General features: G+C 48.0%; 19 protein-coding genes. 11 read left to right on the top strand and 8 right to left on the bottom strand.

From position 1 onward, the window contains the following. The first annotated feature begins 60 nt into the window (after nt 1–60). The 3 genes from corA to MJQ52_RS07600 all read left to right on the top strand — a co-directional run bounded on the left by corA (nt 61) and on the right by MJQ52_RS07600 (nt 2642). The gene (corA, locus tag MJQ52_RS07590; protein WP_003155549.1) at nt 61–1020 is read left to right on the top strand and encodes a magnesium/cobalt transporter CorA; all 960 of its coding nucleotides are present in this window, start codon (nt 61–63) and stop codon (nt 1018–1020) included. 63 nt (nt 1021–1083) lie between these two features. Beyond that, nucleotides 1084–1731, top strand: coding sequence for a hypothetical protein (locus MJQ52_RS07595; RefSeq protein ID WP_094247154.1), 648 nt, complete (start codon nt 1084–1086; stop codon nt 1729–1731). A 50-nt stretch (nt 1732–1781) separates the two neighbouring features. Then, nucleotides 1782–2642, top strand: coding sequence for an NAD(P)-dependent oxidoreductase (locus MJQ52_RS07600; protein ID WP_094247155.1), 861 nt, complete (start codon nt 1782–1784; stop codon nt 2640–2642). A 34-nt stretch (nt 2643–2676) separates the two neighbouring features. On the opposite strand, the gene pdaA is transcribed toward MJQ52_RS07600, so the two are convergent. Beyond that, nucleotides 2677–3468 (bottom strand): delta-lactam-biosynthetic de-N-acetylase, encoded by a 792-nt coding sequence (gene pdaA / locus MJQ52_RS07605; protein ID WP_016936758.1) that lies wholly within the window; start codon nt 3466–3468, stop codon nt 2677–2679. Between the two features lie 100 nt (nt 3469–3568). Continuing rightward, nucleotides 3569–3754, bottom strand: a complete 186-nt coding sequence (locus MJQ52_RS07610; protein WP_003155558.1) for an SE1561 family protein — start codon at nt 3752–3754, stop codon at nt 3569–3571. A gap of 146 nt (nt 3755–3900) precedes the next feature. Here MJQ52_RS07610 and yfkAB point away from each other — a divergent pair, with 146 nt between their 5' ends. Together yfkAB and MJQ52_RS07620 are read left to right on the top strand one after the other, a co-directional pair. Further along, nucleotides 3901–5022 carry a radical SAM/CxCxxxxC motif protein YfkAB gene (gene yfkAB / locus MJQ52_RS07615; protein WP_229153888.1) on the top strand — a complete coding sequence of 374 codons (1122 nt, stop codon included), beginning with the start codon at nt 3901–3903 and terminating at the stop codon, nt 5020–5022. Nucleotides 5023–5028: 6 nt separating this feature from the next. After that, nucleotides 5029–5862, top strand: coding sequence for a mechanosensitive ion channel family protein (locus MJQ52_RS07620; protein ID WP_015388541.1), 834 nt, complete (start codon nt 5029–5031; stop codon nt 5860–5862). Between the two features lie 28 nt (nt 5863–5890). On the opposite strand, the gene MJQ52_RS07625 is transcribed toward MJQ52_RS07620, so the two are convergent. Next, a complete protein-coding gene (locus MJQ52_RS07625; protein WP_088005349.1) occupies nt 5891–6685 on the bottom strand; it encodes a YfkD famly protein in 795 nt (264 codons plus the stop codon). 70 nt (nt 6686–6755) lie between these two features. Beyond that, nucleotides 6756–7811: a calcium/proton exchanger gene (gene cax, locus MJQ52_RS07630; protein WP_073981957.1), complete on the bottom strand. Its 1056-nt coding sequence runs from the start codon at nt 7809–7811 to the stop codon at nt 6756–6758. A gap of 158 nt (nt 7812–7969) precedes the next feature. Between cax and MJQ52_RS07635 the strand changes: the two genes are divergently transcribed. Further along, entirely contained in the window at nt 7970–9148 is a 1179-nt protein-coding gene (locus MJQ52_RS07635) for an MFS transporter (RefSeq protein ID WP_407708074.1), read from the top strand. Nucleotides 9149–9333: 185 nt separating this feature from the next. Here the strand turns inward: MJQ52_RS07635 and MJQ52_RS07640 are convergent, their stop codons facing one another. Genes MJQ52_RS07640 through MJQ52_RS07650 form a run of 3 tightly spaced genes read right to left on the bottom strand, consistent with a single transcriptional unit; the run spans nt 9334 to nt 10998 of the window. After that, the gene (locus MJQ52_RS07640) at nt 9334–10173 is read right to left on the bottom strand and encodes a YihY family inner membrane protein (protein WP_033574984.1); all 840 of its coding nucleotides are present in this window, start codon (nt 10171–10173) and stop codon (nt 9334–9336) included. Between the two features lie 11 nt (nt 10174–10184). Next, on the bottom strand, nt 10185–10511 hold the full coding sequence (locus MJQ52_RS07645; RefSeq protein ID WP_063095962.1) for a hypothetical protein: 327 nt from the start codon (nt 10509–10511) through the stop codon (nt 10185–10187). Nucleotides 10512–10524: 13 nt separating this feature from the next. After that, nucleotides 10525–10998: a low molecular weight protein-tyrosine-phosphatase gene (locus tag MJQ52_RS07650; protein ID WP_003155569.1), complete on the bottom strand. Its 474-nt coding sequence runs from the start codon at nt 10996–10998 to the stop codon at nt 10525–10527. A gap of 155 nt (nt 10999–11153) precedes the next feature. On the opposite strand from MJQ52_RS07650, the gene MJQ52_RS07655 reads away from it, so the two are divergent. The 5 genes from MJQ52_RS07655 (at nt 11154) to MJQ52_RS07675 (ending at nt 15806) form a co-directional block, all read left to right on the top strand. Beyond that, a complete protein-coding gene (locus MJQ52_RS07655) occupies nt 11154–11369 on the top strand; it encodes a DUF1128 domain-containing protein (RefSeq protein ID WP_003155571.1) in 216 nt (71 codons plus the stop codon). 336 nt (nt 11370–11705) lie between these two features. Continuing rightward, nucleotides 11706–12899 carry an MFS transporter gene (locus MJQ52_RS07660; RefSeq protein WP_014304620.1) on the top strand — a complete coding sequence of 398 codons (1194 nt, stop codon included), beginning with the start codon at nt 11706–11708 and terminating at the stop codon, nt 12897–12899. Nucleotides 12900–12925: 26 nt separating this feature from the next. After that, nucleotides 12926–13687 carry a type I 3-dehydroquinate dehydratase gene (gene aroD / locus MJQ52_RS07665; protein WP_003155574.1) on the top strand — a complete coding sequence of 254 codons (762 nt, stop codon included), beginning with the start codon at nt 12926–12928 and terminating at the stop codon, nt 13685–13687. A 64-nt stretch (nt 13688–13751) separates the two neighbouring features. After that, nucleotides 13752–14636, top strand: coding sequence for a shikimate dehydrogenase (locus MJQ52_RS07670; RefSeq protein WP_094247158.1), 885 nt, complete (start codon nt 13752–13754; stop codon nt 14634–14636). A gap of 138 nt (nt 14637–14774) precedes the next feature. Next, nucleotides 14775–15806, top strand: a complete 1032-nt coding sequence (locus MJQ52_RS07675) for a LacI family DNA-binding transcriptional regulator (RefSeq protein ID WP_094247159.1) — start codon at nt 14775–14777, stop codon at nt 15804–15806. A 20-nt stretch (nt 15807–15826) separates the two neighbouring features. Here the strand turns inward: MJQ52_RS07675 and MJQ52_RS07680 are convergent, their stop codons facing one another. After that, nucleotides 15827–16342, bottom strand: coding sequence for a type 1 glutamine amidotransferase domain-containing protein (locus MJQ52_RS07680; RefSeq protein WP_003155578.1), 516 nt, complete (start codon nt 16340–16342; stop codon nt 15827–15829). Nucleotides 16343–16360: the final 18 nt, after the last annotated feature.

Below are 16360 nucleotides of genomic sequence, written 5' to 3' on the forward strand. Positions count from 1 at the left end.
GCAATTCGTATACTTTTCTTCATAACGCCGCATGATATAATGGCAGGCGGAGGGTTGTTTATGATACATATAACCGCAATCACAACACATAATGAGATATTAGATAATATCCCCCTATCACGTACAGAACAACCGGACATCGCATGGTACTGGATTGATTTTTTCGGCGCTGAGATGCATGAAACCGAGCTGCTGCGGGATTATTTTCACTTTCATCCGCTTGCGATCGAGGATTGCTTTCAGCACATGCAGCGGCCGAAGATCGACCATTATGACGGCTACCGTTTTTATGTGCTCCACGCCTTGAACCCGGACACACTGGAAATGGAAGAGGTGGACATTTTTCAGTCCGACCGTTTCATCGTCAGCTTCCATTTGCACGAATCGCCCGGCGTCTCAAGGGTGAGAGAACGGTTTTTCGCTTCTCCGGGATTAGCCAAAAAAGGGCCGGGGCACATCACTTATATGATTATGGATCAGCTTGTCGATGAATATTTCCCCGTGCTGTACAAAATTGAAGACCGGCTGAATGAAATTGAAGACAGCAGAACCCATAAATCTTACGGCACATTAATGAATGAAGTGTTTGAATTGCGGACTGATCTTTTGAACCTGAGACGGACGATCATTCCGATGCGCGATTTAATGTACCGGATTTTGAGCCTTGACCATGTAAAAGAAAGCCGTGAAACGAAGGCATATTTCAGCGATATTTATGACCACCTGTTAAAACTGGCCGAGCTGATCGAGTCAAACCGTGATATGACGTCAGATTTACGGGACAGCTATGTGACGCTGAATTCAAACCGGATGAACGCCATTATGATGACATTAACCATCGTCTCGACCATTTTTATCCCGCTGACGTTCATCGCGGGGGTTTACGGCATGAATTTCGATAACATGCCTGAGCTTCATTGGAAATACGGGTATTTTATCGTTTTGGGCGTCATGGCCGTTCTTGTGGCCGCCATGCTGTTTTGGTTCGCCCGCAAAGGCTGGTTTAATATTTTCAAGTAAGAACGGCTGCCGGCTGTTCTTTTTTTTGAGAAAACATGATATGTTGGAAAAAAACGTAAAGAGGTGTGCGCCGTTACCATCTTTTCTCACAAAATCATTTCTTCTGTCCTCCTGCTATTCAGTGTTATGTCCATTGCCCCGCTGTATAACGGCTGTACGGTGTCTGATTACATCTTTGAGTCGCTCGGCTTTTCTTCCTGGTCTGAAGACGGAGCCCATATCTCCGTCATTCCCGGGGTCGTCCTTTACTTTGCGGCGTTAATCTGGTGTGCCGCCGCGTTCAGGCGGACGCTTCCCGCGGCGGGGCTGTTTCTGATCTTTCTCAGTATGGGGGCCGCTTCCGGTATCAGTCCTGCCACCGAATATGCCGCTTTTTCCTTAAAACAGTTCGCGCCCGAAAAAGAGGCTGTCGAATATTTGAAGCACCGCAGCGAATGCAGCCATCTGATTGAGCGAAAAAGAGCGGGCATGAGCTGCACGCTTTATATCAATCATTATGGAAAAGGGGAACAAACCATTTCTGTCACGCCGGATTTATCAGAAAACATAAAGGACGTCACATTCAAATCAAAAACGTTCACTGTAAAACCCCGTTCAAAAACAATCATCAAAACGCGGTTTAGCGGATTTTATAAGGGGAAAGCCGCCTCAGACTCCGGATGGTCTTCAGAACCTGAACTGAAAGTGGCAATCCTGTACACAGCAGAATAACCATTTCGCATGTATAATGGTGGAAAACTTTTCATTGGAGGGACTGTCAAATGAAGATCGCCATCGTCGGACTCGGCAATATGGGCCGCCCCATCGCCGAAAATATCATGAAAGCCGGATACAGCCTGACTGTATATAACCGGACGAAAGAAAAAGCGGCTGACCTGCTGGATAAAGGGGCCGAATATGCCGAAACGCCCCGCCAGGCAGCTGAACATGCGGACATTGTGCTTTCAATGCTGTCAGACGATGAAGCTGTAACAGGCGTGACGTTCGGAGCTTGCGGCATTATTGCCGGGTTATCTGAAAACGGCATTCATATTTCAATGAGCACGATCAGTACGGCGCTGTCAGAACAGCTTTCCGCTGCACATTCGGGCAGAGGGCAGTCCTTTATTGCCGCTCCCGTCCTCGGCCGCCCCGATGCCGCCGAGAAGGCCGAGCTTCGCATCATCACAGCCGGACCGGCAGAAGCGAAGAAAAAGGCCGAACCGCTGCTTAACATCCTGAGTCAGCAAGTATTTGATACGGGTGAAGAAACAAAAACGGCCAATGCCGCGAAAATCAGCGTCAATTTCTTGCTCGTTTCTATGCTGGAGGCGTTATCTGAATCATTCTTAATGATGGAGAAGTTCGGTTTAGAACAAAAACAATTTTTAGAAATCGCCGGTGCGCTCTTTGGCTCTCCCGTCTATCAAAATTACGGAACCATAATGGCCGAGCAGAAATTTGAGCCGGCCGGCTTCAAAATGTCTTTAGGGCTGAAAGATACCAATCTGGCGCTCGCCGCCGCAGAACAGGTTTCCGCAAAACTCCCTCTTGCCGAACTGGCCAAGAGCCATTTTGAAAGCGGGATCGCACAAGGCTTCGGGGATCTGGATTGGGCCGCTTTGATTAAATGTATCAAATAACAAAACACCTCTCCATTACCAGGAGAGGTGTTTTTTACAGGCGCGGCAGCTTCATTTCTTTCTCAAACATCAGGTCATCAATGCTTTTAAACGTGTAGCCTTCTTTTTTCAAATCGGTAATGGCATCGTCCAAAGCTTCTGAATTGTCCTTTGAAACAGTGTGGAGAAGGTAGATCGCGCCGGGATGCGCCTGTTTTATCATGTGATCATAGGCGTATTTTTTCCCTTTTTGCTCGTTAACCTTCCAGTCGACAAATGCGACGGACCAGAAAACGGTTTGGTAGCCGAGACGCTTCGTTTCTTTGAGGACATATTCGCTGAATACGCCGCGCGGCGGACGGAGATACAGGTTGTCCCGCTTTCCGGTAATGTTGTACACAGCTTCCGTGACGGAATCGAGTTCGTCTTGAATCTGATCGCCCGTTTTTGTCGTCAGATCAGGATGATGAAAAGAATGATTGCCGATGATATGGCCTTCCTTTGACATCCGTTTAATCAAATCAGGCTGCTCTTTCACAAAATGACCCGTGACAAAAAAAGTGCCCGTGACGTGATGTTTTTTTAACACATCAAGCACTTTCGGGGTGTACCCATTTTCATATCCGTTATCAAACGTTAAATAGATGGTCTTTTCTTTCGTATTGCCCAAATAAAAGGCATCATATTTTTTGACCAGATTGTCCAGCTGTCTGCCGGCATCCGGCGGCTGATGATTGACGCTGCGTTTAAATCCCCAGTTTATCCGTTCATTCGGCACGGCTTCTGCGCTGTTGATGCCTCCTGCAAGTAAAACGGCCATGCAGCAAATTGAACAAAACCATTTCATGACCAGCACTCCTTCTGCATTTTTCCTTATTTTGCAGTAGGCCCTGCCCTTTTATACAGCCGCATTATGGAAAAAGAAAAACCCCGGCATCCGCCGGGGGTTATTCCCAATCCTTTTTAAAGCGTTCGTATTTTGCTTCCAGATCATCAAGCATGCCGATGAGCCGGTCTATATCTTCAACGTCCGTTGATTCAGGGTCTAATGAATCAATGACATTCATAAACATATCGAGTCTGTTCTTCAGGTAATCGAGCTGCTGATCTTTGCTGTTTACTGCATTCCCCATACTTCCACTCCATTCATTTTTTATAATGGTAGCGTATTTTTTGGCGTTTTTCAATGGTTCCGCTACTTGCGATCTTGGCAGATCAGGTCTAAAATTAACAGTTGGCAGACGTTAGTATGCCCCATTTATAAAGGAGTTAGATAGTCATGACACAAAACACAACACTGCGTCCGATCACACCGGAGTACGATCCTTGGGAAGCGTACATGGATGTCGACCAGTATGGAGATATGAAATTGACGAACGTTGAATTCACAACGACGACTTTGTGCAATATGAGATGCGAGCACTGCGCCGTCGGGTACACGCTCCAGCCGAAAGACCCGAATGCGCTGCCGATTGACCTTTTATTAAAGCGGCTTGATGAAATTCCTCTGTTGCGCTCTATCAGCATTACGGGCGGCGAACCGATGCTTTCGCTGAAATCGGTAAAGGAATACGTCGTCCCGCTTTTGAAATATGCGCATGAACGCGGCGTGCGCACACAGATCAATTCAAACCTGACGCTTGATATCGGGCGCTACGAACGGATTATTCCTTATTTGGACGTTCTTCACATTTCCCACAACTGGGGAACGGTCGAGGACTTTGCCGACATCGGATTTGCGATGATGGAGAAGAAACCGACATTTGAACAGCGGGCGCGCTATTTTGACAAAATGATTGAAAACAGCCGCACGCTGGTCGAAGCAGGCGTAATGGTTTCAGCGGAAACGATGCTGAACAAACGCACGCTGCCGCATATTGAACATATTCACCGGCAGATTACGGAAGAAATGAAATGCCAGCGGCACGAAGTCCATCCGATGTATCCGAGTGATTTCGCCAGCGCGCTTGAATCACTCAGCCTGAAGGACATGAGACAGGCCATTCATCATCTGCTCGACATTCGCGATGAAGAGACATGGATGCTGTTCGGCACGCTCCCGTTTTACGCATGCAGCCCTGATGAAGAAGACCAGAAGCTCCTCCGCCGCCTGCGGGAAGCGAAAAACGTTACGGTGCGAAACGACCCTGACGGCCGCTCCCGCCTGAATGTGAACATTTTTGACGGAAATATCATTGTCACGGATTTCGGCGATACACCGCCGCTCGGCAATATTAAAACAGACAGCCTTCCCAATGCATATGACAAGTGGAGACAGACGAAGCTGAGCAAAGAGCTGAACTGCCGCTGCACAAACGTCCGGTGCCTCGGACCGAACGTCCTTGTCAAAAACAGTTATTATCAGGACACGGATTTTTCATTACGAAAAGCCAGAGGTTAACAGAAGATGGAAACGACAATTACGGACATTTTGAAAAGCAAAGTGGTTGAGATCATCATCGTCGCTCTCGTGCTTTACGCCGGTGTTTTTCTGATCAACCGCTTTGTCCAGGTGTTATTTAAACGCATAGATTTCTTGGAGGAACGGAAAGGGAAAACGATTGAAAGCCTCGTCCGATCCATCACCCAGTATACGGCGACGATCGGTTTTATCTTTTACGTCATTTCTTTATTCGTTCATGATTTCGGCCGAATTTTAGCCGGGGCGGGTGTTGCCGGTATCGTCATCGGTTTCGGCGCCCAGTCGTTAATCAAGGACATATTGGCCGGTGTCTTTTTGATATACGAACGCCAGCTTCATAAAGGCGATTACGTGACGATTAACAATCTGTTCAACGGCACAGTCGAAGAAATCGGGCTCCGTTCCCTTCAGATCCGTGAGTGGACCGGCAAGCTGCTTACCATTTCAAACGGTGAGGTCAGACAGCTTCAAAACTATAACATTGATTTTATGCGGATTACCGAGTCCGTCGTGATCAGTTATAAAGAAGATCCCGAGCGGGTATATGCCGTCTTAGAAAAAGCCTGCGACATGCTCAATGATGAGCTTCGCGATTCACTGAAGCGAGATGAATTTCTCAATGCGACGGAGCCGTTTCAAGTGCATGGAATCATGAGCCTGAACAAATTGACGAGAGGCATAGAATTTACCGTCAAAGGCATGGTTCAAGATAAAGAATACTTCTCGGCGAGCCTTGCGGTGAGACGCGTTCTTGCCCGGGAGCTGTACAACAACAATGTGCAATTGCTTGAGGAAATGTATCACACACAAAAAAGCTGATTCCCGAACCGGAATCAGCTTTTTTTAGTTATCTCGGCTGCGCTGTCATTTGAAAACCGAATGTAACGTGATCCTGTACCGGAATCCAAGCCCCGATTCCTTGCGAAGTCACATTTTTGACGACAAGTTTCCGCTTGCTGCCTTTCAGCACCAAATACACTTCACCGTATGTTACTTTTCCTTTTTCATTAACGGCCGGAGCGTAGGCGTGCAGGTAGCCGAGCCGCTGCGGAGAAATTTTGTAGGTTTGATCGCGTTTTGTGCCTGCGCCGATAACCGTTTCAAAAGCGAGCGGCAGTTTTGTTTTCTTCATCGCTTTTTGCATCATCATACTTTTTACGTCTTCTGCGTTCGGCACCTTCGCTGTGAGCCCGCCTTTGATTTTGTATTGCTGTTCTTGGGCGTATGAGATAACCGCGGTTTGCTGTCCGCCCCGGTTATCCGCTCTGTTTGTGTTAATTTTTTTATATTCCCAGTTGGCGACCGTTTCGTTCGATTGATAGCCGAGCGCCCATTTCCCGAGAAATATTGTCGCCCGATATCCGATGGCAAGCGGTGAACCGGAAACCGAGGATTCATTCAGCATCTTTATCAGATGCGGATTTTCGATATTGATCTCGGATGTATCTAACAATTCCTTTGCCAGTTTGCTCGGCTGAAGCATCGGCTGGTCCTGTGAAGCATTCGGATACGTATTTTCCTTTGAAATGCTTACGACAGAGTTGGGAACCTTAAACGGTTTCTTTGCACCGGCAGACGGCATTGCGAAAAAACTAAAGGATAACAGCAGAATCAATGTGGCATGAAACAGCTTTCTCATCATATCACTCTTTCTATAGCATTTTCCTTTAGTCTTTTCCTCCGCAATCGTTGTTATCCGCATTTTTTACAGGTTAAAGCAGGAAAAAACCGATCGCCATAATGACATAAGCGGCAAGGAGCGTAGCCCCTTCAAACCAGTTCGAATCACCGTCATTTGAAATCATCGTCATCAAAAGGACGGATGATATCATCGCCACAAGCTCGGGCAATGTGAATACAAGCGGCATATTGACCGGAAAAAAGATGGAACAGATCACAAGAACCGGGGCTACAAACATGGCGATCTGCAAAGTCGAACCTACCGCGATTTCAACGGCGACATCCATCTTGTCTTTGTACGCCATAATAATCGCCGACGCATGCTCTGCGGCATTTCCGACAATTGCGACGATAATCACCCCGATAAACAGCTCGCTCCAGCCGAACTGTTCAGCCACCGCATGAAACGTATGGACAAGGTTTTCAGATATGTAGGCGACGATAATGGTGGAGATAAATAAGACGGCCGTCGCTCTTTTCCCTGACCACTCAGGCTGCTCCTCTTCTTTCTTTGCCTCCGGCTGATTCGGCTGATAAACACCGCGGTGGGTGACGAGCTTGAAATAAAGAGCTGCCACGTACAAAAGGATCATGATGATGCTGATGCCAACACTCAAATCAAGCTTGTTTTTTTCCCCCATATCCATGGAAAACACTTCGGGAATGACAAAAGCTACGATAATGGCAAAAATCAGCAGGCCAGAATTATGCCGGGCATCATGAATATTGAATTCCTGCCGCTTGTATTTCAAACCGCCGATAAAAAATGACAATCCCGCGACGAGCAAAAGATTGCCGAGCACCGAACCGGTCAGTGAAGCAAGAACGATGCCCGTCAGCCCTTCTTTTAGGGCAAAAAGCGATATAATCAGCTCTACCGCATTGCCGAACGTGGCATTCAGCAGACCGCCGATCCGCGGTCCCGCGATAATGGCAAGAGATTCAGTCGCTCTCCCCATATAACTTGCAAGCGCAATAATCGTCAAGCAATAAATAATAAACAAAACCGCTGACGGCCAGTGCATCAGGCCGCCGATGACTGAAAGCGGAACTCCCGCCGCAGCCGTAAAGAAAAAAATCCGATTCATATCTGCCTGGCTCCTTTTTTCGAATAAGTCTTTTTATATCCTTCTCAAAAACTCCCTCAATTACACTTCCTCGGCAGCCCGAATTGGCATTTTCAGGTTGCCGGACGCGGAAAATCCGTGTACGATCAAGAAAGATACTGAAGAAGGAGAAATACGCGATGTCACAACTGTACTTCTTTATTTTGGTTCTGCTTGTTTCCATCTCCGGATTTTCCCAAGGCATGCTTCTGCCGGTGATCTCCGTCATTTTTGAAACGAACGGAGAATCCGCAGCCATAAACGGACTTCACGCAACCGGCCTTTATATCGGCGTGCTTCTGGCGTCGCCGTTTATGGAGGCCCCGCTGCGCAAGCTCGGATTCAAACCTCTGATGGTCATGGGCGGATTTCTTGTTATCATCAGCTTATTCAGTTTTATTTGGCTTCAATCCATATGGTTATGGTTTTTTCTTCGGCTGCTTATCGGAATCGGGGATCATATGCTGCATTTTTCAACCCAAACGTGGGTGACTTCCAAGTCAACGCCCCGAAACAGAGGAAGAAACATTTCGCTGTACGGACTGTCCTTCGGGCTTGGATTCGCTGTCGGCCCGTTCATGGTCCCTCTTGTGAAAACAAGTCCGTCCCTTCCGTTTATCGTATCCGGCTGTATCAGTCTTTGTGCCTGGCTGTTTGTGTTTGCCTTACGTAACGAGTACCCGGCGCAAGGTCCGGATGAAACATCCGGAGACAACAGCGCAAAACGGTTTTACCGCGCCCTTCTTTTCGGCTGGGTCGCTTTTCTCCCGGCTTTCGGGTACGGTTTTTTAGAAACGGCGCTGAACGGAAGCTTTCCCGTGTACGCCCTTCGTTTAGGTATATCCGTTGATGCCGTCGCGCTGATATTGCCCGCTTTTGCCATCGGAAGTATTGTATTCCAGTTCCCTCTCGGTTTATTAAGCGATCGATTCGGGAGAAAACCTGTCCTGCTCGTCATCTTATTAACGGGTGCCCTTTGCTTTTTGACAGCCGGACTGTTTCCGTCGCCTTCTGTCATCGGCTGCTGCTTTTTCACGGCGGGAATGGCGGTCGGCAGTATGTTTTCCCTCGGCATCAGCTATATGAGCGACCTGCTGCCGTCCCATCTGCTGCCGGCGGGCAATCTGCTCTGCGGCATTTCCTTCAGCCTCGGCAGCATGATCGGCCCGGTGGCGGGCGGCTGGTATATGCAGCGGTTTGAAAGCGCCAACTTGTTTTACTTTATTACGGTGATTCTGGTCTGTATTTGGCTTGCGCTCGTCTTCGGAAAAACAAAGCACAGCCCCGCTTCCGAATCCCATTCTTTTCCGGTCTCATAAAAAAGCCGCCTGATCTGAGCCAGGCGGCTTCTTTCTAGTGGTATCCGTTCTGCCCGTTAGCGCTTCCGCTTGTTTTATTCTTCGGGCCGTTTTTTGAGTTTTGTTTATTATGGCTTCCGCCTTTTTTCGTATGCTTGGTCATAGCCGATTCCCTCCGTTTTTCAGCTTGAACGTCATCCGTTCCTCTATAGCTTGCTCCCGCGGTACGGATTTTCATCAGGAAGCTTTTTACGTTTATGTAAAAGCGCGTTGATTTCTCCTCCTAAAATCAGCAGGGTTCCCGTAAGGTAAAACCAGATCATCAGGACGATAATTCCCCCGATGCTCCCGTATGTGGCGCTGTAGTTGGCAAAGGTGCCGACGTAAAATGAGAACAGCATACTGACGATAATCCAGCCGGCTGCCGCGAACACGGCTCCCGGCAGCACAAAACGGAGGGAAAGCTTTTTATTCGGCGCGAAAATGTAAAGCGCGGTAAACACGATTAACAGGATAAGCGGACTGATACCCCAGCGGACAACCGACCACACCTGCAAAAATAGGCCGGAGGCGCCGATAAAATCCGCGGCCAGCATTCCGATTTCTCTGCCGAACACCGGCAGAAGCAATGCGATTAAAATCGTAACCACCATCGCAATGGTTAAAAAAATTGAGGTCAGGCGAATGATGATAAATGAGCGGTTTTCCTCGACTTCGTAGGCATGGTTAAATGCTCTGACAATCGCGTTCATACCATTCGAAGCCGACCAGATGACGGCGATAATCCCGAATGACAAAAGTCCGCCGCTGCGCTTGTTCAGCGTTTGCTCCGTTATGGATTTCACCATGGACATGGCGCTGTCGGGCGCGTATTGATCGACCGCCCCGAGCACGTCTTCTGCCGATATGGGAAGATAGGCGGTGAGCGTCAGCATGAAAATCATTAACGGAAACAATGACAGCAGGAAAAAATACGCCAGCTCCGCCGATTTACTTTGTCCTTCATGCAGAGAAAACCTTGCAAACAGCTCCTTTATAAAACTCATGACATCCCACCTCAATGATCGTTTTTCGAAAAATGCTCCTTCGTTTCTTTTAACAGGTCAATGACCTGCGGTGTCGTCTGCTTCAGCTTGGTGATCTGCCCGTTTAAAAAACTCAGATCGTCCGATACGGTATTGGCGATGATTTTCACTTGATCCAGTTTTGCGGAAGCCTGCTGTTTCAGGGCTTCAGGATGTTTTCGGTAAAATGCCGCACGCCGCCTGCACGCGTCCATATTCCGGAAACATGCCTCTCTCGTCGGCTTATGTAATAAGGACAGTGCTCCGCCGGCGGCAGCGCCGATCAGAATCGCTTTTGCCATGATGCGTGTCTGCTTCATCGGTCAATCCCCCTTATAAATGATGGTCTTTCTTTATTATCTCCAGCAAATGACGGCACCCGGACTCGACCAAAGCGTACACCTCGCTGAAATTTCCGGTATAATACGGATCGGGCACGTCGGCAAGGTCCGACTCCGGTACATAATCAAGCAGCCTTGCAATACGCGGCGCCGCTTTTTTATAACCTGCCATGCTGCGCAGATGTCCGATATTTTCTGCATCCATCGCAATGACGTAATCAAAATCGGTCAGATCAGACTCACGGACCTGCCTCGCCGTGATGCCGCTTGCGCTGATCCCTTTCTTCTTCAGGATCTCCTTTGTCCCTTCATGCGGCGGATTTCCCGCATGCCAGGCGCCGATTCCCGCTGAATCAATGTTAATCTGCCCGTTCAGCCCGTTTTTCTTCACCATATCAGAAAATACCGCCTCTGCCATAGGCGACCGGCAAATATTTCCCAGACAGACAAACAGCACATGTATCATATCGATAACCTCCCTATTCTTTCCCCGCATTTTGAGGATCAAAAACCTTATCAACATCTTAGCAACTTTTCTGCGGCTGTGGAAATAAGCTTTTATTCTAAATGAATTCTGTTAGAATAAAGGGTACGAAAACGGTCATGAAAGGATGCATGAATTTGCCGAGCCAACAAACAGAAACGTTAAACAAAATGATTGAAGACATTTCGCAAAAGCTCAACATGCTCAATGTCGGCGTCATCAGAGCGGAAGATTTCAGTGATGAAAAAATAGAAGATCTTACATACCTTCATCAAATGGTCATGAAAAAAGCATCATTCAGCCCGAGTGAAATGCAGGCCATTGCCGAGGAGCTCGCTTCTCTCAGAAAATAAACCCATGTCAGACCTGCCGAAAAACGGCAGGTCTTTTCTTGATTTAAAAAAGTAAAAAATAAAAGTTCATCGGTTTGACACATATAAAAAGAAGGAGTATAGTAACTGTGAACTTGGTAGAACGATATACTAAATGAGCGGGCCGCTTATCTTTTTTTGTTTAGTAGAACGATATACTCATTGTGATATCAGCGTTATTCAAGTTTGTCTATGCAATCGTTTTATCAAACCAGTTTTCAAAGAAAGGCAGTGGTTCAATAAAGGGGATTGGTGCTGTGCTTTTATCAATTAAAAAAATAATTTAATTCTTTATTAACCGCATTAGGGGATGTCATCATGAAAAACATATACACCAAAATGGCAGCGGGTCTTTATATTAACTATTTCCTGCTGGGCATGATCAATATTATTATTGCATCCAATATGGAGGCATTATCAAAACAGCTTCATACTTCCGCGGCAGGGGTCAGCTATTTGGTCTCCGCCATCGGGATCGGGAAGCTGATTTCGCTTCTGTTTGCCGGGAAGCTTTCGGATACATTCGGGAGACGGCCGTTTATCGTGTCGGGCGCCTTTCTGTATCTGATTTTCCTAATCGGAATTCCGCTTTCGACAAACTATACGGCCGCGTTTATCTTCGCCATTTTCGCCGGGATCGCCAATTCCTTTTTGGATTCCGGGACATATCCGGCGCTTATTGAAGGATTTCCGAAAAACGCAAGCTCTGCAACCGTGTTAATCAAAGCGTTTGTATCCATCGGCGCGACGGTGCTTCCGTTTTTTATCGCGTTTATTGCGGACAGGCATTTGTTTTACGGCTGGACGTTTTTCGTACCGGGCATTATTTTCTTCCTGAACGGCTTTTTTCTGTTGAAAGTTCCGTTTCCGAATCATAAGCAAAAAGAAGACGGCGGCCGGACGGAAGCCTCTCCGTCTGATGACGCGTTCACATCACAGCCGTCGATATGGCGCGAAGGCCTTGCGATCATTCTGTTAGGCTTTTCATCAACGGCGCTGTTTATGCTCGTTCAAGTATGGCTTCCTAAGTTCGGGCAATCCGTTTTGGGCATGCCTGAGGTGCAGGCCGTCAAATTGTTGAGCTATTACAGCATCGGGGCGCTTGTGTCCGTGTTATTGCTGGCTGTGCTGTTAAACAGAGTGATTCAGCCGATTACGGTAATGGTGCTGTACCCTGTGATCGCGGCAATCGCGCTGCTTGCTCTGATTTTCATTCAGCAGCCGGCCGTATCGGTCATCAGCTCCTTTGTCATCGGACTTTCAACTGCGGGCATTCTGCAATTGGCGATGACGGTTATGGCTGTTTTATTCCCTAAAAATAAAGGTACAATCACATCTTTTGTTAATATAGCATCAAGCTTATCTTTTATTGTCATTCCGCTTGTAACGGGAGCGATATCCAAAGCCGCCGGCCTGACGCCTGTTTTTCTGCTTGATATCGGAATTGCGGCCGTCAGCGCCCTTCTCGCATTGTTTATCGGAATCCGCTTTAAGCAAGTGATGAAAGCCTGACTATTTTATAAGGGAGAGGATTTATCATGCAATCTATCACGATCAGAAATACGGTCATCGGCGAAGGGCTTCCGAAGATCATTGTGCCGCTGATGGCGGCCGGAGAGAAAGAGCTGCTCGAAGAAATTGAAGCCGTCAACGGGCTTCGCCCGGATATCATTGAGTGGCGGGCGGATGTATACGAGCATGTTGACAGCCTGGACGCCGTAAAAGGCATGCTTGAAAAGCTGCGGAAAGCCGCAGGCGCAACCCCGCTGCTTTTCACATTCAGAACCCATAAAGAAGGCGGAAATAAAGTTATTGATGACCGCTTTTACATTGAATTGCTTAAAACCGCCATCGAAACAAAACATATTGACCTTGCAGACGTTGAGCTGTTTACGGGAGAAGCGGAAGTCAAATCAATTGTGAAAACCGCTGAAGACAACGGCGTATATGTCGTCATGTCCAATCATGATTTTCATCAGACACCGAAAAAAGAAGAAATCATTTCCCGGCTGCGGAACATGCAGGCGTACGGCGCGCACATTCCGAAAATCGCGGTGATGCCGCAAAGCACGGAAGATGTTTTCGTCTTATTGGATGCCACTCACACGATGAAAACACAATACGCGGACCGGCCGATCATCACGATGTCAATGGCGGGAACAGGCCTGATCAGCCGCCTGGCCGGCGAAGTCTTCGGCTCAGCGTGCACGTTCGGCGCGGGCAAAGAAGCATCAGCGCCCGGGCAGATTCCCGTTGAGGAATTGCGCAGCGTACTCAGCATTTTAAATAAACATATGTAATCAGCGTTTTTTGCCCTCAAAGCGGGTTGAAAAACAAATGAATGGACTAACGGAGGAATACATCATGAAGAAAGAATTAGGACGGATTAACGGAAAAACTCAGCTTATCGGATTATTCGCGACACCGATCGGACACTCTTTATCTCCGGCGATGCACAACCTGGCGTTTAAAAAATTAGGATTGAACTACGCTTACCTCGCGTTTGAAGTCGGCAATGAACAGCTGGAAGATGTGGTAACGGGAATGCGTGCCTTAAACGTCAGAGGCTTCAATGTCTCGATGCCGAACAAGATGAACATTCTCCCTTATCTCGATGAACTCGCGGATTCAGCGAAATTCACCGGCGCGGTAAATACAGTCGTTAATGAAAACGGCAGACTGATCGGACACTCCACTGACGGTATGGGATACGTCCGCAACTTAAAAGAACACGGCATCGATATCACAGGGAAAAAAATGACGCTGGTCGGTTCCGGCGGGGCCGCCACTCCGATAGCGATTCAATCCGCATTGGAAGGCCTCGGAGAAATCTCTATTTTCGCCCGCAATGACGCGTTTTTCGAAAAAGCGGAAGAAAATGTCCGCATCATCAATGAAGAAATGAAGGGATCTTCTTGTAAAGCGAAAGTCTTCCCGCTCGAAGATCAAGATGCGCTGCGTGCTGAAATCGCTTCAAGCGATATTTTCACAAACGGAACAGGTGTCGGCATGAAACCGCTTGAAGGCTTGAGCGTTATTGAAGATACATCCATGCTCCGTCCGGATTTGATTGTGACAGACGTCGTTTACAACCCCGTTACGTCGAAATTGCTTGAACAAGCTCAAGCGGCCGGCTGCAAAACCATTAACGGTCTCGGCATGATGCTTTGGCAGGGCGCCATGGCATTTGAATATTGGACAGGCCGTAAAATGCCGGTTCAGTATATTAAAGAGCAAATGTTTGAATAACCTATTGTGACAGAAGCGCCGAAGGACAATCCGTCTTCCGGCGCTTTATCTTTTTTCCCCCTCCTCTCTCTTTCTTCTCATGCGCCAAAACGCTTATAATGGATGTAACGAATAAAAACCAAGTGAGGAATGCGACGTATGAAACAGCAAAAAAAACGCCGGGTGACATTGCAGCAGGTCGCCGAACATGCCGGCGTCTCAACATCCACCGCTTCATTAATTGTCCGCAACAACCCCCGAATTTCCGAAGCAACCCGTGAGAAAGTGCTGCAATCCATGCGGGAGCTGGGGTACGTATATGATCGGGTCGCCGCGAATTTACGATCACAGACGTCCACAACGGTAGGATTGATTATCACTGACATTTCCAATACATTTTTCTCAGAGTTTCTGATCGGCGTTCAGAATACGCTTGAGGAAGTCGGATTAACGGTGCTGTTAGGCACGACATTTGATTCCGTCGCCAAGCAGGAGCAGCTGATTTCGACCATGCTGGAGCACAGGGTCGGCGGATTGATTTTGTGTCCGGTTTCAGGTGCGGCTGAGGAAACCCTTTCCCGCCTTGAGCAGCTTGACATTCCGGTCGTGCTCGCCGTCAGGGAGATTGCCGATGCAGACTGTGATTTTGTCGGAGCCGATTATGAAGAAGGCACTTATAAGGCAGTGCGTCATTTCATTGAGAAAGGCCATCAGGAGATTGCGTTTCTGGGCGGCGTGAAGCACTCATCAACATGGACGAAGCGTATGAAAGGGTTTAAAAAAGCGCTCCGTGAAGCGGGTCTGGAAGTGAAAAATGAATATGTCATTGACAGCGCGCCGACCCGCGAAGCAGGCTGTGACGCCGTGACGGTGCTCCTCCGCCGGTCTGAGCGCCCGACCGCGATTTTCTGCTTCAGTGATTTGGTCGCGTTCGGCGTCATGCAAGGGATCAGAAAAGCCGGGCTCGTTCCGGGCGAAGATATTGACATTATCGGCTTTGATAACGTGCCGGAAGCTGAAATTTCTTATCCCCCGCTTACAACCGTTTCTTCCTTTCCGCGGCAGTCGGGAAAAGAAGCGGCTCAATTGCTGCATCATAAAATCACCAATTCCCAGCACAAAAAACAACGCATTATTCTGGCGCCTGAGCTGGTCATCCGGGAATCTTCACAAAAAAAGCGGAACGCCTGATACGGCGCTCCGCTTTTATATTACGCAAGCAGTTTTAATGATTCGCGGTTGAATGCCGGAATGTCATCCGGTGTGCGGCTTGTGACCAGCTGGTTCTGGCAGACGACGACTTCTTCATCCACCACATTCGCGCCCGCGTTTTCCATGTCGATTCGGATTGAAGTAAATCCTGTCGCTTTGCGCCCGTCCAATGCTTTCGCGTTGATGAGAAGCTGAGGTCCGTGGCAGATGGCGAACACCGGTTTTTTATCATCCATAAACGCTTTGGCAAATTGGACGAAACGGTCATCCGCACGCAGCATGTCAGGTGAGAATCCGCCCGGGATCAGCAATGCGTCAAAGTCTTTCGGATTCACATCATCGATGGACGCGTCCACTTTCACTTCCGCTTCCCCTTGTTTGCCTTTGACTGTTTTTCCTTTTTCCTGTTCAATTACGGTTAATTCATGACCCGCATCTTTAAAAGCTTTCGCAGGTTCAGTATACTCGACATCCTCAAAGTAATCCGTTAATACAACTGCAATTTTTTTACCCATAGTTACTACCTCCTGCTT

The sequence above is a fragment of the Bacillus sp. jun7 genome (genome assembly GCF_051034795.1).
GTDB lineage: Bacteria > Bacillota > Bacilli > Bacillales > Bacillaceae > Bacillus > Bacillus velezensis.